Below are 16,321 nucleotides of genomic sequence, written 5' to 3' on the forward strand. Positions count from 1 at the left end.
ATCAAGAAATCACAACCACGGAAGGTAAAGGTTATGACCTATCACGATCTCTCTTTCTTGGAAGTAGTCTGCTGTCCGGATTCGGAGGCCAAGCTCAACGAAATGGAGCCTTGGCTATACGATGCCAAGGAATGCGACGCCATCTATCCCCGCATTTGCAACACGCCGATTCTTCAGCCACGAGTTGACCATTACCTTCGCGACGAAATCATGACCATCAGTCGCTCCATCGCCGAATTCGGCGAGAACGACGAGGTCAAGCAGTGGTTCTTCTCGCGTTACGGATTCTTCAGCCACCCGGAACCGCTTCCCATCGATTCGGAGATCATGGGCGAGGGCTATCCGGGGTTTTGGGAGAACCTCGGCCTGCCGTCGTTCATTCGCGATTTGGAACTGCAAACTCCGGAAGATCTGGTGCTCAACGCCTTGGGCGGCCATCACCCCAAACTCGGCCTTGATCTCGGGGCCGGTCAGGGCGGCATGACCCAACAAATGGCGGAAATCTGTAATCAGGTGGTCGGCTTGGAGCGAAACTTCTTTCTCGCCGCGACCGCCAACCGTTTGCTCCCGGCCAAAGAAGTGGTCACGCGATTTTTCAATCCCCGCAAAGGCTGGCAGAACGCCCAATTCGAAAAGAAGCCGGTGACCAATGCCTACGTGATTTGCGGCGACGTCCGCCAAATGCCGTTTTGCGAACCCCTGTTCGACTGGGTCCACTGCGGCCACGTGCTCGACCTGGTGGAAGATCCCGCATCGGTGCTGCAACAGATCATGCGGATCATGAAGCCCGGCGGCAAATTGTCGATCGCCACCCCCTGGGATTTCGACGTGCCCGGCCATTTCGACCAGATGCTGGAAATGCTGCAGGACTACTTCGAAGAGATCTACCAGATCGACGGCGTTCCGTACGTGCGCTTCAACCACAAGCGGCGCTACATCCTGCACGAGGACTGGATCTGGATCGGCAAGTTGCGGCCCAAGCAGCAGGCTACCGGCTAGACGCGGGCCCGGAAGGGGCCTTTGACATTCAATACACTGACGAACGGGTCGCGTGGCAGCCCGGCCGGGGCGGCCCGTCATTCCCGCCAAGGCGACGAGGGGCTACTCGGCGGGCGTTACCATCTCCCTGTGGAGGCGCCGAAGCAACTGCCACAGCTTCTCCACGTGAGCGAAAGTGGAATGGGTCTGTCCGAAAGCCACCCGCACCACGTACCGGTCGTCGAGTACCGTGTGGGACAGGTAGGCCTCGCCGGAGGCATTGACCGCCATCATCAGCGCGCGCGAACGCTCGTCGCTGTCGGCCATGAAACACACCGTGTTCAATCGCGGACGGGTGACCAGCGTCAGGCCCGCCTCCCGTTCCACCTGATCGGCGAACCAGGTAGCCATGCGCAAATGTTCGCGAATCTTGGCCTGAAGCCCCGACACACCGTAGCAACGAATCACGTACCACAGTTTCAATGCACGAAAACGGCGACCGAGCTGAACGCCCCAATCGCGGAAGTTCTCGACCGCGCTGTCCTGCGCGGTCTTCAGGAACTCCGGCGTGATCGAAAGCGCTTTCTTGAGCGCCTCCGGCTGCCTGACAAACAGCGCCGAACAATCGAAGTTGGTGAACATCCATTTGTGGGGATTGAAGCAAAACGAATCGGCCTCGGGCACGCCGTCCATCAACCAGCGCATCTCGGGAAGGATGGCGGCGGAACCGGCCAGGGCCGCATCCACGTGATGCCACATGTCGTACTCGCCCGCGATCGTGGCGATCTCGGCAACCGGATCCACGGCCGTGGACGAGGTCGTCCCCACCGTCGACATCACGATCGCGGGTCGAAACCCGGCAGCCACATCGCGGGCCACGGCTTCGCGCAGCGCCTCGGGCTGCATGGCGAAGTGGCGATCGGCGGGGATCAACCGCAGGAAGCGTTCGCCCATGCCCGCGATCCAAACCGCTTTCTGCAACACGGAATGGGCGTGTTCGCTGGTATAGGCGGTCATCGGTTTCTGCGTATAGAATCCCGCTTGATTGATATCGGCGAGGCGCTCCCGAGCCGCCAGAACGGCACAGAGCGTGGCGCTGGAAGCGGTGTCCTGAATGCAGCCGCGCCAGGGCAGGCCGAGCATCTGGCCCAGCCAGTCGATCATGCGGATCTCCAATTCGGTGGCCGCGGGACTGGTGGCCCAGCTCATGGCGTTGACACCCAAACCGGACGAGAGCAGATCGCCCAAAATGCCGGGCCCGCTGTGATTGGCCGGAAAATAGGCGAAAAAGCGCGGGTCGTTCCAATGGGTCACGTTGGGAAGCACGATGTTTTTGAAATCGGCGAACACCGCGTCGGCCGGCTCGGCCTCGAGGGGCGGCGTTTCCGGCAGTTGCGCCATCACCGCGCCTGGTTCCGTTTTCGGCAGCACGGGGCCCGAGTAGCCCTCGCTCATGTATTCGGTGATCCAATCGATCAACCGATGGCCGTGCTCGGCAAACTTCTCGTGTTCCATGGTTCCTCCGCGGCCCACCATTCAACCCATCGCTCGCGAATGGGAAAAATCCGTTTCAGGCGGCCTCGCGCTCTTCGACGGCGGGCTTCTCGGTTTTCACGATCGTGAAACCGGTGAAGCCGTAGAAGGCGGAAATGAAGGGGCTCAGGATGTTGAAGAAACAATACATCCAATAGGTGCCGGTCGCCACCCCGAGCGTCGTGGCCATGTAGGCGCCGCAGGTGTTCCAAGGAATCAGGGGCGAGGTGAGCGTGCCCGAATCTTCCAGGCACCGCGAAAGGTTTTGCGGCGCCAATTGGCGATTCTCGAACTCCGCACGAAACATCCGCCCCGGAATCACGATGGCGATGTACTGGTCGGAAGCCACGATGTTCATACCGATACTGGTCGCCAAGGTCGCCGAAACCAAGGTTCCGGTACTGCGGGCCAATCCCAGGATCTTACCGGCGATGACCTCCAGGCTACGGGTCCGCTCCATCACCGCCCCGAACATCATGGCGGAGATGATCAACCAGACCGTATTGAGCATGCTGGTCATGCCGCCGCGGGAGAGAAGCTTGTTGAACTCGGCATTTTCGGTGGTGATCGAGAAGCCGCCGAACATGGCCGTCCAGCACCCTTTGAGCATGGCCATCGGTTTGGAAAGCGATTCGTCACCGACGAACGCCAATACGGTGCCCTGCTGAAACAGGATCGCGAACACCCCGCCCACCAGGGCGCCGATCAGGAGCGCTGGGAAGGCGGGTACCTTCTTCATCACCATCCCCAGGACGATCAACGGCGGTACCAACATGACCGGCGACACGTTGAAGTGGTTGCGCAGCAGCTCCAGGTAACTGCTTAGGTCGATTTCGGAACCGGATTTGGAGGTGAATCCGAGGATCAAAAAGAGGGTGCAGGCGATGATCAGGCTGGGCACCGTGGTCCACAGCATGTGGCGAATGTGGGTGAACAGGTCCGTTCCCGCCATGGCGGGCGCGAGATTGGTGGTGTCGGAAAGGGGCGAAAGCTTGTCGCCGAAGTAGGCGCCCGAAATGATCGATCCGGCGGTCATGCCCAGGTTCAAATCGAGCGCGGTGGCGATCCCGATCAACGCGATGCCGATGGTGCTGGCCGTGGTCCAGCTACTGCCGGTTCCCAGGGCGACCAAGGCGCAAATCAGACACGAGGCCACGTAGAAGAACGAGGGGTGCATGATCTGCAGCCCGTAATAGATCATCGTCGGCACGATGCCGGCCAGAATCCAGGTACCGATCAGCGAACCGACCACCAACAAAATGAAGAGCGCGCCCATCGACAGCGAGATCCCGTGGACCATCGCATTTTCCAAATCCTTCCAGGAAAGCCCGTTGCGCATTCCCAACAGGCAGGCGACACCCGCGCTGAGGATCAGGGCGATCTGGTTCGGTCCATAGGAGGAGTCGCTGGAGTAGAGCTTTACGGACAGGACCAACAACATCACCAGGAATCCGACCGGCAACAGGGCTTCCCATAAGCTGGGCAACGGCACTTCCGTTTGCTTCTTCACGGATGGTTCACGCATCGATTCGCCTCACGAAACAATAATTTTCCGATGGCCGGCAAGACCACAGCCAAACCGTGTCGCATCCCGCGAAACCATGCGTCTCGGTACACCGACCTTCAGGCCGGGCCGCGCGAATGACGCGTATCGGTTGCAAAAAAAGAACTCCGCAGGTGCCGGTTTCCCTCATCCAAAAGCGGGAACCAAGGCGGTTTTCTGCTGTAAAGCTACGGAAGCGATGTAACACGCCGCGAGTACGCGAGAACACGCCGGTGCAAGGATTCGCTACCGGAACCTTCGCCCTCTCGGCATACCATCGCCGGAGCCACGCTCCATACCTGCCAACATTGGATCTGACCGCATTCACTGTACCACTTGGCATCCCCGGACGAAAACGGAAAAAACGTAGATGTCCCAAAAGACGGGACCCTCCACGTGCCAAAGCGAAGCGACCCATCAAAAAAGGCCGCCGCCCAAAAAGGACGGCGGCCCGCTTCCAAAAGACGATGGGACCGAATGTCGCCCAAAAGCCTTAGAGTGCGCGCTCCCAGGTGGTCAAGGTGCGGGCACCGGCGTGTTCCAGGATCATGCGGATTTCTTCCTTGTGGGCCACGTCCTGCTCTTCGAGGATGTTCAACAGCTCTTCCACACGGCGTTCCTTCTCCATGTAGATGCGAACCGTCTTGACCAGATCCTCGTCGGTCAGCTTCTGGAGCCAATTGATGCCTTCCGCGTAGACGATACGCGCGGCGGTGTCGGCCGAAATGATGGCGTCCAGGTAGCTGCGCGGAATGTCGCGGAAGATGCGGTCCTTGAAGCGATCGACCAGCACATCGGGAACGTAGCTGTAGACGATGTGTTCGTTGGCCGGGCTCTGGAGCTCGTCGTCGCTGAGTTTGGCCAGGTTGGCGGCAACCAGATCGGTCACCCGGTTGATGACGTCCGAAAGGATCTTCGAAAGATCCACGAGCGTTTTGCTCTTACCCATTTCGCGCCACTCGCGCAGCAGCAGCTTGGCCTCGCTGTCGGCCTTGGCGCGCAGCTTTTCGAGCACCTGCGCGACGTAGACATCCTTGATTTCCATGAATTCTTCGGGCTGGATGATCAGCGAAGCCAGGATTTCGAAGGAGGAACAAATGACGCCGCACTTGTTGGCCGAGCTGTCCTTGAACATCAGGACACCGGCTTCCTGGAGCCGCTCGCGGGCCTCTTCCGTGAAGAAGATGTTGGCGCCCTCGACCACGGCCTTGACGGTCAGGCCGCCCTCCGGCTTCTTGAAGAGCTGCCAGGAGTCGCTGTTGACCGTGTAGGGACGGCCCCCGGCCGGGATGAACACGTCCGCATCGGCGACGGCGTAGAGCGAGTTGCGAGTGCGGGTGTGCTCCGCGGTATCGGCGGGAATCACGAACGAGTCGGGATTCTCGCTGAGCTTGCTCGTCTGGAAATCCATGATCGAACGGCTCTCGTGAACCAATCGCAGCAGCTCGTCCCAATCGAGGCCCTCGGGATCGAAGGCGGCGCCGAAGCCGTCGGCGACGGCCACCACTTTGGCGTTGTCGCCGTATTCGCGGTGAAGGATCTTGAGCTCGTTACCGGCCACGTCGCCGTCGGGACCACCGGTCATCTTGACCGTGAACGACTGCTTGCGCGGGTCGATGCCCAGCTCGAGCAGGAGGTTGTCGAGGAAGACGTTCACGCCTTCGGAGGTCACGCCGTATTCCTTGTGGTTGATGCCCGCGCCTGGCTTGGAGGACATGAAGGCGTTGGGGTACTTGTAACCGCGACGGTAGGCCTGACGCACGAACGCCTCGATCAGGTCGTTGGTGCAGTTCTCGTCCGGACCCAGGTAGATGTTTTCTTCATGACCGAAGTAGTCGATGATCGAATGGTCCAACTTGGCGGACTCGCTGTCGGTGGTGATCAAATTGAGGATCGAGTCGACGGCGCCCAGGGCCGCGGTTTCCTTGTCCGCATCGGGAGAGAGCAGCAAAATCGCCTTGGCGCCGCCCTCGGGGATGTCCTTGTTCTTCAACTGCTGCGCATAGGAGAGGCCGATCACCTCGTCGAACAGCCCGGCGAAGGAGGCCTCGTACTGGCTGGCGTCCTTGGGCATCAGGATCCGCATGCCGCCGCGCGCGGTGTCGCGGAAGCGCACCTGGAACCCGCGATAGCCGCGGCCCAGCATGAAGAAGAACCCGAACGGACTGTGGGGATAGAACTTCGGATTGAGACAGTCGGGATTCATGCGGAAGGCCAAACCGGTCTTGCGCGGGAAGAAATAGTTGGTCTTGAGGATGTGCCGAATGAAGTTGTGCGACTCGATCAGGATGTCGTGCTCGATGCGGTTCGACACCTCGCTGATCGCCTCCTTCAGCTTGTCCTCCATTTCCGCCAAGGTGGCGCGCAGGTCTTCGGAAACCCGCGGATCGAAGCGCACCTTGAAGAAGTCCACCAACATGCGCAGGATATGCGGATTGCGCGTGAAGGTTTTGCGGACCCGTTCCTCGGAATAATAGTAGGGGTTCAACTTGGACAGGAAGATCTGGACCCAGACCGAAATCGAACGGATCAGGTTGATTTCGTTGAGGGAGAAGTCACCGATATCGGGCCCGCCGTGGCGGCGCCACATTTTGTCGAAATGATCGGTGTCCACCCAGCGCAGGGACTTGGAAGCCTTGTTGAGCTTCAGGAAGGGCACGAACTTGCTGTCGACCCGCTTGCCATCGATGTGGCGGAAAATGATGGTGAACACGCTGATCGGCGTATCGGTGTGGCAGTTCACGGTGGCGAACATGCAGCGGTTCACTTGGAAATCGTAGCGATCGAAGAGGTACAGCAGGGTGGCCAGGGTGTGGCTGATCGGCATTTTTTTGTAGGCGATGTCCAACCGCGCATACTCGTTGAAGTAGTCGGGGACGAGGTGGGTGACCGCATCCTCACGATCCTTGGCCAGGTGGAACAAGCGGTACAGCCGCGCCATGCGACCCGGGGTGGTGTGCACGACCATCTGGTCGTCGAGGTTGTAGAGGAAATTGTGGACGGCCTCTTCGTTTTCACCCTTGAGCAGGTCGGCCGCGCGTTCCACCTTGGCGCGGTTCTTTTCGTTTTCCAGATCGACGGCCTGGAATTCGTTGGTGAAAAAGGTGGAGATCAGCAACAGGCGGTCGTTCGAGGTGTACATCGCGCCGTTCTTGACCGAAAGCGTCTTGACCGATTCGGCGATGTCGAAAAAGACCTGGTCGTCGTTGCCCGGCGCCAGGAAGGTGGTTTTGGTGCGGTGCCGGTTCCAAAGCTGGAGTTTCTGTTTACTCTCGAAAATGTGACCGGTGATGACCGCGTGCAGGTCGCGCACCTTCTCGGCGCGCGGCGTGGTTTGGTAATAGAACTGCGGCATGTTGGAGAAGAACCAAGGCGTCAGAATGGCGATCGACTGGTCGATGGCCACGCGCGCGCTCTCCTTGATATCTTCGATGTACTCATCCAGCTCGCGACCCTTTTTCCCCTTGCTGTTGAGCTGAACCAGGGTGTCCGCGCCGAAGAGATTGGTACCGATTCCGTCGTCGAGCAACCATTCATCTATATTTTGTTCCTGATCCAAAAGATCCCCCTTTTTTCCGTCCCTCGTGCATGATGGGAAAGAACGCGAGGGCGGCGTTCGGATCTCGGAATCAACAAGATCCGCGGTGTCTTTCCCATCTATGGAAACCCGCTGATTTTAGCCAAGAATGTAGTCAAACCATATCAAAATCTACCCCTGGCCACAAACAGCTAGACAGGGGTCGGCCTTCAGAATGTTCGATCGGGCGCCGCGCTCGGCAAGGGACCGCCCGAAAACCCGGAGCTGGCGGCCTCGCATGTAAATCCAACCGATTTTGGCCGACGCGGTTCGGCTATCGAACGAGGGCTCATTTGCGGAAGGTCCAGGCCTCGTCGCCGAATCGAGTTTCGGTGATGCGATCGATTTCGCCCTGATCCCACAGGTCGGTTTCCCGGAAATCCCGAAAGGTGACGCCAAAACTTTCGGCGAAGGCCGTCACCAACCGCGCCTCCAACGCCTTTCGCGGCGGCAGGGCCAGTCCGGCCTGCGCGAAGTGATCCGAAAGAGAGGTCATGAGCCGATCCATCGAAAGGGCCGTACCGGTAATTTCCTCCAAGATGCGGAACCGGGCGTACAGCGGAATGCTGCCGTGCTGGATGAAGGCCTTGCGACCCAGCTTTTGGGCGCTGCCGATCATCTTCTTGCCGCCGGCCTCGATCTCCGATCGCGAAAGCGACGCGAAGCACGGTGTATGGCGCATCTGCCTGACCTTTTCCACGGATTCTTCCTCGGGCGTCATGCGCCCCTGCTGCATGCCCAGATCGGTGAAGCGAGCCAGCGCCCTGCCGATGGCGCAGTAGTTGTGACGAACCGTGTTGCCGAACGGCTCCTGCATCGGCGCCGTCAGGCTGTAGGTGATCTCGTCTGGATCGTGCAGCACGCCGCGTCCCCCGGTCCAGCGCCGCACCAGGTCCACCCGATGCCGTTCCAGCGCCTCGGGGTCGACCGCACGCCGCCATTCCTGGTGGTATCCCAGGCTGAGCGTGGGGCGCACCCAGGCATAGGTCCGCAATACCGGCACCGCCAGGCGGCCGGCCTCCACGAGTTCCAGCAGAAACTGATCGACGGCCATGTTTTCCGCCGCCGATCGCGGCTCCCGTTCCAGAAGACTGTACCAAACCGTTTCCATGTCGCCATCCTCGCACTCATTCGGGGCCACCGGCCACGCCGGCCTCGTGATTCCGCAGCCCTCGGGCCCCCGCCGCGTGACCGCGAGGGGGGGCCGATACACAAAACGCCGTCGCGGGGGGGCGACGGCGTCAAAGGGAGCCGGATTGCTCCGGCTCCGATCATCGATTCGAAGGATTCAGCTCGCCAACAGCGACTGAATGTCGGTGAATTCCAGATCCTGATCCTCGGCAACCGCCTCGTAGGTCAGCTTGCCCTTGTAGACGTTGACGCCGGCACGCAGGTGCTCGTCGCGGCGAATCGCCTCATCGACGCCCTGATTGGCCAGACGCAGCGCGTAGGGCAGGGTGACGTTGGTGAGGGCGAAGGTGGAGGTACGCGGCACGGCTCCCGGCATGTTGGCGACACAGTATTGGGTGGTGCGGCCAACGGTGAAGACGGGATCGTCGTGGGTGGTGGGACGGGTGGTCTCGATGCAACCGCCCTGGTCCACGGCCACATCGACGATGACCGAGCCGGGTTTCATGTGGTTTTCGATTTGATATTTCGTGATCAGTTTGGGTGCGTTGGCGCCGGGAATCAAGACGCCGCCGATCACCAAGTCGGTCTGTTCCAGCCGCTTGCTGATGTTGTACTCGTTACTCATCAAACAGGTGATGCGCGCCCCGAAAATGTCGTCCAGGTAACGCATCCGGTCCACCGAGCGCTCGAAAATCGTGACCTGTGCACCCAGGCCGATGGCCATTTTGGTAGCGTTGAGGCCGACGATCCCGCCGCCGAGCACCATGACCTCGGCCGGCTCCACCCCGGGGACACCGCCGAGCAACATGCCCAGCCCGCCCTTGGTGGCCTGCAGGTAATGCGCACCCACTTGAACGGACATCCGTCCGGCCACTTCGCTCATGGGTCCGAGCAACGGCAGGCGGCCATCTCGGTCGGTGATGGTTTCGTAGGCGATGGCGATACAGCCGCTTTCCAACAATCCCTTGGTTTGCGCGGGATCGGGAGCGAGGTGCAGGTAGGTGAACAACACCTGACCCTCGCGCAGCATGCGATACTCCACTTCCTGCGGTTCCTTGACTTTGATGATCATGTCCGCGCGCTCAAACACTTCCCTGGCGCTGTCGACGATGGTCGCCCCCGCTTCGACGTACTCCTCATCGGGGAAGCCGCTGCCCTGACCGGCATTGGTTTCGATAAGGACTTGATGCCCGGCGTTCACGAACGATTTCACTCCAGCCGGAATCAGGCCGACCCGGAACTCCTGATTTTTGATTTCCTTTGGCGTGCCGATGATCATGTCGCACTTCCTTCTTTAATCTCGATGATCAGGCCTTTTCCCGGCGCACTTTCGGCGTCGCCCGTAAAGGTCCTGACTCAAAATGTGGCGGCTCGCTCCGGAGCGGATGCGGCCGCGGAGACCCCGCTCGACTACTTGGCGCTCTTTTTGTCCTTGGACTCCTTGGGGTCTTTGGACGCTTTGTCCTTGGAAGGTTCTTCCCCCTTTTTACTGTCTTGTACAACCTTCCCGTCGAGCATGTGAGAGTAACCCTCGAAGAATCCGCCCGGTTGATTGGTGAACACCTTGGTCTTGATGTCGCCGATCAATTTGCCGGTGGCCTCCACGGTGATTTCTTCGGCCGCGTCGATGTTGCCTTCGACCTCGCCGAAAATGGCGATGCTCTGGCACTTGATGCGGCCTTGAATGCGACCGTTGGCGGCGACCACGATCCGGGACGCGCAGTCCAGTTCCCCCTTGATCTGGCCCGCGATCCAAATGTCTTCTTTGGAATCCAGCTTGCCTTCGATGATGAGGTTCGGGCCGACAATGGTGCCTTCCCCCTTGCTTTTCGAAGGTATTTCGGGTTGGACTCTGACTTCGTGTTTCCCGTTTCTTCGTTTATCCAACCAGCCCATGACCGCTCCCCAGTGCCGGCATACGCGGTGATAGCAGCGAACACCGGATCCCAATTCGGTTATTTCCCACGGGGACCTATCTTAAACCCAAACACCTGATTAACAAATACCAAGAATGGCCCTATGGGCCAAAAAGCGAATCAGTTGGCGGACAAGGCAAAAATAAGGGTTCCAGTGCGGTCAGATAGTTGAAAAAAAGCCGGTGCCGCGCCTGTTCCGTCACTTCGTTCGCGAAGGGTGTTTCAGGTGGTGATCAGGGAACCGCGAAGCTGACGCGGTTCGGGCTCCGCACCCGCGAGGGATCAGGTCCCCTCCCGGGAGCGGAGCAGGGGTTCGGCATCGAGTGCCGATGATTACTCGTCGCAGTAATCCGTCACTTTGTCGAGGGTATCGACCAGAGAATCCAGATCGTTGACCATGCGATTCGTGCTGCCGCCATCGGCCAGGCGCACCATCGTCTTGCGCAGCGTCGTCCCCAAGTTGGTTTCGCGACGATCGCCCAGGTCGATCAGGGCATCGGCCAGCCAGTAGGTGTCCTCGGCCAGTTCCTCGATGTAGCGTTCGAAAGCGCGCAATTCCACAGCGGTGAAATCCTCGTCATCACCCGCTTCGTCGATGAAGTTGGCCACTTCATTCCAGTCGTTGGCCAAATCGTTGATGGCCTCGCAAATTTCGTTGCCCATGGCCATGGTCGACCCCAAGAACAACATCAAGAAAAGTACCCGAAAGATTTTCATCTCCAACTCCAGAAGAAATAGTTGTGGACCTTTGTCCCAGAATACGACAAACCCGATCAGGCGAGAATGGAAAAATGCGTCGGTGCGGGAAAACAATAACATACTACTTATTTCCAAGCACTTATACGGACAGCTATAACCTGTCGATACCAAAAGGCAACGTTGTCCGGCGGTTCGTGGCAACCCGCTCGAATCGCGTCGTCCAGGAAACGAGTGAAGTGACACAGATCACCTTACAGAACATTTCGCAGCACTGCGCGATCCAGGCACGGGACCGCCCCCTGCAACACCGGAAAACCACAAAAAAACGAGGAGCTTAGGTCGGCAAGTCGGCGGGTCCATCCACATCGAAAAAAATGCCGTCATCGCTGACGGGAACCGCCACCAATCGCGAAGAATGGGCTGCCAGAATCGAACGCGCACCGCGATCGCCGTCCAGCTCGAGCAGGCCCGGCCGATAGGCTGCACCGAACAGCACCGGATGACCCTTTCTGTCTTCGCGAACCGGTACCACGATGTGTTGCGGATCGCGAGAAAACGCCGCGATCAGGCGCTCCGGCAAATCGTGCGGAATGCGCGGCATATCGCCCAATGCGACCAGAAAGCCCACCGCGTCGGCGGAACAGGCCGCGATTCCCGCGGCCAGGCTCGAGCCGAGGCCTCGCCCGTGATCGGGGTTGTGCACGACGCGAACCGGATAGGGCGCCAGTACCGAGGTGACGGCCTCGGCATCGTGGCCGACCACCGCGATCAGTTCGCCGAAGCCTCGGCCCAAAAAGGGCGCCAGCGAGGCTTCGATCAGGGTCTTTTCCGTCCAGGGCAGCAACAGCTTGTTTTCCAGGCCCATGCGACGGGACGAACCGGCGGCGACCAGAACCAGACTGATCGCCGCCGCGGGATTCGATATGGGTGAAGTGTCGGAACGAGGCGACACGCCAATTATCCGACCGTCTCGCTCTCGCGCCGCTCCAGGTACTCGTCGTAGGTCGTGACGTAGTCCTCGATGCCCTCTTCGCGAATCTCGATCACGCGGTCGGCCACGGTTTGGGTCAGCTCGTGGTCGTGCGAGGTGAACAAAACCGTGCCGGGGAATTTGATCATGCCATCGTTGAGCGCGGTGATCGATTCCAGATCGAGGTGGTTGGTGGGCTCGTCGAACATCAGCACGTTGGCCCCGGACATCATCATGCGGGACAGCATGCAGCGCACTTTCTCGCCCCCGGACAGGACGCCTGCGGTCTTCATCGCTTCGTCGCCGGAAAACAGCATGCGCCCCAGGAAGCCGCGAATGTAGCTGGCATCCTGCTCTTCGGAGTACTGACGCAACCAATCCACCAGGTTCAGTTTGCAATCGAAATAGGACTCGTGATCCTTGGGGAAGTAGGCCTGCGAGGTGGTGACGCCCCACTTGAATTCGCCCGCATCCGGCTCGATCTCACCGGCCAGGATCTGGAACAGGGTCGTGATCGCGTGGCCGTTGCTGCTGGTGAAGGTCACCTTTTCACCCTTGTGGATGCGGAAGGTGACGTCCTTGAGCATTTGCTCGCCGTCGACGGTCTTGCTGAGCCCTTCCACGTAGAGCAACTCGTTGCCGGCCTCGCGGTTGGGCTGGAAAATGATATAGGGATACTTGCGCGAACTGGGCTTGATGTCTTCGACGTTGAGCTTTTCGAGCTGTTTCTTACGCGCGGTGGCCTGGCGGGCCTTGGAGGCATTGGACGAGAAGCGCGCGATGAACTCCTTGAGCTCCTTGGCCTTGTCTTCCTTCTTCTTGTTGCGGTCCTGAATCTGGGCCAGCGCCAACTGCGAGGACTTGTACCAGAAGTCGTAGTTACCGACGAACAGCTTGATCTGGGCCCGATCGATGTCGGCGACGTGGGTACAGACCTTGTTGAGGAAGTGACGGTCGTGGGACACGACCAAAACCGTGTTTTCGAACTCGTAGAGGAAGTTTTCCAGCCAGGTGATCGAGGCGACGTCCAGGTGGTTGGTCGGCTCGTCCAGGAGCAGGATGTCGGGATTGCCGAACAGGGCCTGGGCCAGCAGGACGCGAACCTTGAGGGTGTCTTCGAGGTCGGCCATTTTCTTGGTGTGCAGGGCATCGGTGACACCCAGACCGTTGAGCAGGGAACCGGCTTCGGCTTCGGCCTCGTAGCCGTTCAGGTCCGCGAACTCGCCCTCCAGCTCGCCGGAACGCACGCCGTCCTCGTCGGTGAAGTCTTCCTTGGCGTAGAGCGCATCGCGCTCCTTCATGACTTCGTAGAGCTTCTTGTGACCCATGATCACCGTGTCGATCACGGGGAACTCGTTGTATTCGAAGTGGTTCTGCTTCAGAACAGCCAAGCGCTCGCCCGGCGTGATGTGAACGTCTCCGGATTGGGTGGGAATATCGCCGGAGAGGATTTTGAGAAAGGTCGATTTACCGGCCCCGTTGGCGCCGATAATGCCGTAGCAATTGCCGGGAGTAAATTTAATGTTGACGTCTTCGAACAACACACGGCTGCCGTAGCGCAGCGTCAAGTCACTAACTTGTATCACGTTGGCCCTCGAAAAGATAATCTGGTTGGGTTCTGGTCAAATGGGGTTGGCGGCACACGAAAAAACGGCCGCGAACAACCGGCGAAACGGTGTAGGTCTCATGACGCGATCCACATGTGAATGGTTGGACCGCGGAAACGAAGCGAAGGCTTCGTGGTGGATTCGGGATGGCGGCAAGGGCGATGAATCAACGGTGCCGCGAGAAACCTGCCGAGGGGAATACCCACCACGCGACGGCCCGGCGACCCCATGCGAATCCCGCCGCGTAAACGGTCATTTATAACACGACTGCCACCCCCGAGGCTACCCCGCGGCGGTCGTAAAAATCCAATCCCGGTGTGCCGGGATGGTGCCACGAACGATGACGCGTTACAGTTGCCAGGAACAGCTCACAGCGTTATCTATCTAATTCGGGAGCGGTTTATGTCGGGGGAATTTAATGCAAAGAGCGGGAAACGGGACTCGAACCCGCGACATCCAGCTTGGGAAGCTGGCGCTCTACCAACTGAGCTATTCCCGCTTGAGTAGAAAGGAAGTCGATCACAGAAAACTAGCAGAAACGGAACCGGGAATCAACCCGAACCCACGACAGGGCACGACTCAATCCAGCTTGGCCAAACGCATCAGGTGATCCACCGCAAAATCGATCTGATCCTCGCGATTGTAGAAATGCGGCGCGATTCGCAGATGGCCGTCGGGCGTCGCCACCGCAATACCCGCCTGATCCAACCGGCGCGCGGTCTCCTTGAGACGCGGCGACGCCATGGGCAGGCTGACGATGCCGGCGTCGGCCCGTTCCCGCAGCACGGGAAAGCCGGCTTCGGTCAGCAAGTGACGCGTGTATCGGGCCAGTTCGAGAATGCGCCGGGAGATCTCGTCGAGACCCACCTCCAGGAAGAGGCCGATGGCCGCGTCCATGCCGGCAAAGGGATAGGGTGAGAGCGTGGCCCACTCGACCCGGCTGGCTTCGCCGCGATAGGGTTTGCGGTAATCCACGTGGCCGGCACCTTCGAAAAGGAAATCCACCGGTTGGTCGGTACTCTGCCAACCGGCGAAAAACGGGTCCAGCGCAGCCATTCGATCGGGGTGGACGTAGAGGAAGCCGCATCCTTCCGGTGAGAGCAACCATTTGTGCGCACCCGAAACGACGAAATCCAGTGGCGTGCGCCGCAGGTCCATGGGCAGGGCACCCAAGCCCTGAATGGCGTCCAGGCATACGTGAATTCCGCTTTCGGCGCGCAATGCGGCGAGATCTTCGAGGGAAAGGGTCCAACCGGTCTGGTACTGGACCCAACTGAGGGCGATCAGGCGTGGGCGCCGGGCAAGGGCCTTGGCCAGAGCGGCCGTGCGCTCGGAGATATCGCGCGGATCGAGCCACAGGACTTCGAGATGAAAGCGACGGGCGGCGCTCAGCCAGGGCAACACGTTGCCGGGAAATTCTCCGCGCAGCAGAACGATGCGATCGCCCGCCTGCCACGGGTACTCGTGGGCGACCGTCATCAAGCCGTGACTGGTGTTGCTGACGAGGCCCAGATCGTCGGGATCGCAACCCAGCATCTTGGCCAGATTGAGGCGCAGGTTGTTGCGGCGGGCGGCACCGTACGACCACCCCTTCATACCCTGGCGGCCATAGACGTCCACCATGTCCCGCACCGCCGCCGCAACGGGCCGCGCCAAGGGCGCGATCGCGGCGTGATTCAAATAGGCGCGATAGGCGAGGTCCGGAAAGTAGCGTTCCTGATAAGACATACTTCTCCTCGAGGCACCGAGCTCATGTGCGGGTGGCGACCCTCTCTATTTGTCGACCACCGCGTCCACTTCGATTTCGATCAAGTGACGGGGATCGATCAGTTTCGACACCTCGACCATGGTGGCGGCCGGTCGAATCTCGCCGAAGATCTCGCCGTGCACCCGACCGATCGCCTCCCATTGGGCAATGTCCGTCACGAACATGCGCGTGCGTGTCACGTGGCGCAAGTCGGCGCCCAGCTCGTTCAAGGCTCGGGCGATCACGTCGAAGATGTAGCGCGTCTGGGCGGCGGCATCACCGTGGCCCACCACGTGGCCTTCCGAATCGGTGGCGGTGGTCCCCGCCACGTGAATGACCGGCCCGCTGCGCACAGCGCGGCAATATCCCACGATGGATTCCCATTTGGCACCGGAACTGACGGATTGACGCGTCATGATCTTTCCTCCCAGGTGGTCATGATGGCCGCTCGTTCAACCTGGATCCCGCTTGGCTTTTCGAGATGTCGGAGAATTCGACGGCAAGGGAAAACGTCTGCCATCATACCAAATCTCAGCGGGTTGAGCGAAAGTCTCGGCATGATTTCACCGAGTTCCTACAATCCGGAAACCCATCGAACGGAAAGGCGTCGGGTTCGCGAA

Annotated in this window: 12 protein-coding genes and 1 tRNA gene; 1 reads left to right on the top strand and 12 read right to left on the bottom strand. The window is 59.8% G+C overall.

The genetic code is table 11. The features are described 5' to 3' along the window. Positions 1-33: 33 nt before the first annotated feature. Complete coding sequence (locus tag J3U87_RS10380) at positions 34-999, top strand: class I SAM-dependent methyltransferase (protein WP_237382977.1); 966 nt, start codon at positions 34-36, stop codon at positions 997-999. Positions 1,000-1,101: 102 nt separating this feature from the next. Here J3U87_RS10380 and J3U87_RS10385 read toward each other — a convergent pair whose 3' ends face one another. The 12 genes from J3U87_RS10385 to J3U87_RS10440 form a co-directional block, all read right to left on the bottom strand. Then, the gene (locus tag J3U87_RS10385) at positions 1,102-2,493 is read right to left on the bottom strand and encodes a pyridoxal phosphate-dependent decarboxylase family protein (protein ID WP_237382978.1); all 1,392 of its coding nucleotides are present in this window, start codon (positions 2,491-2,493) and stop codon (positions 1,102-1,104) included. A gap of 55 nt (positions 2,494-2,548) precedes the next feature. After that, complete coding sequence (gene nhaC / locus J3U87_RS10390; RefSeq protein ID WP_237382979.1) at positions 2,549-4,036, bottom strand: Na+/H+ antiporter NhaC; 1,488 nt, start codon at positions 4,034-4,036, stop codon at positions 2,549-2,551. A 511-nt stretch (positions 4,037-4,547) separates the two neighbouring features. Next, positions 4,548-7,613: an NAD-glutamate dehydrogenase domain-containing protein gene (locus J3U87_RS10395; protein WP_237382980.1), complete on the bottom strand. Its 3,066-nt coding sequence runs from the start codon at positions 7,611-7,613 to the stop codon at positions 4,548-4,550. A 307-nt stretch (positions 7,614-7,920) separates the two neighbouring features. Then, positions 7,921-8,742: a lipoate--protein ligase family protein gene (locus tag J3U87_RS10400; RefSeq protein WP_237382981.1), complete on the bottom strand. Its 822-nt coding sequence runs from the start codon at positions 8,740-8,742 to the stop codon at positions 7,921-7,923. A gap of 177 nt (positions 8,743-8,919) precedes the next feature. Then, positions 8,920-10,041 (bottom strand): alanine dehydrogenase, encoded by a 1,122-nt coding sequence (gene ald, locus J3U87_RS10405; protein ID WP_237382982.1) that lies wholly within the window; start codon positions 10,039-10,041, stop codon positions 8,920-8,922. A gap of 131 nt (positions 10,042-10,172) precedes the next feature. Then, the gene (locus tag J3U87_RS10410; protein ID WP_237382983.1) at positions 10,173-10,658 is read right to left on the bottom strand and encodes a bactofilin family protein; all 486 of its coding nucleotides are present in this window, start codon (positions 10,656-10,658) and stop codon (positions 10,173-10,175) included. Positions 10,659-11,011: 353 nt separating this feature from the next. After that, complete coding sequence (locus tag J3U87_RS10415; protein WP_237382984.1) at positions 11,012-11,395, bottom strand: hypothetical protein; 384 nt, start codon at positions 11,393-11,395, stop codon at positions 11,012-11,014. Between the two features lie 316 nt (positions 11,396-11,711). Continuing rightward, complete coding sequence (locus tag J3U87_RS10420; protein ID WP_237382985.1) at positions 11,712-12,329, bottom strand: nucleotidyltransferase family protein; 618 nt, start codon at positions 12,327-12,329, stop codon at positions 11,712-11,714. A 5-nt stretch (positions 12,330-12,334) separates the two neighbouring features. Further along, a complete protein-coding gene (locus J3U87_RS10425; protein ID WP_237382986.1) occupies positions 12,335-13,933 on the bottom strand; it encodes an ABC-F family ATP-binding cassette domain-containing protein in 1,599 nt (532 codons plus the stop codon). 447 nt (positions 13,934-14,380) lie between these two features. After that, positions 14,381-14,453 (bottom strand) — tRNA-Gly (locus tag J3U87_RS10430). An 80-nt stretch (positions 14,454-14,533) separates the two neighbouring features. Beyond that, a complete protein-coding gene (locus J3U87_RS10435) occupies positions 14,534-15,682 on the bottom strand; it encodes an aminotransferase class V-fold PLP-dependent enzyme (protein ID WP_237382987.1) in 1,149 nt (382 codons plus the stop codon). A 45-nt stretch (positions 15,683-15,727) separates the two neighbouring features. After that, entirely contained in the window at positions 15,728-16,117 is a 390-nt protein-coding gene (locus tag J3U87_RS10440) for a RidA family protein (protein ID WP_237382988.1), read from the bottom strand. Positions 16,118-16,321 lie beyond the last annotated feature (204 nt).

Origin of the sequence: Sulfidibacter corallicola, from assembly GCF_017498545.1 — a bacterium.
Lineage (GTDB): Bacteria > Acidobacteriota > Holophagae > Acanthopleuribacterales > Acanthopleuribacteraceae > Sulfidibacter > Sulfidibacter corallicola.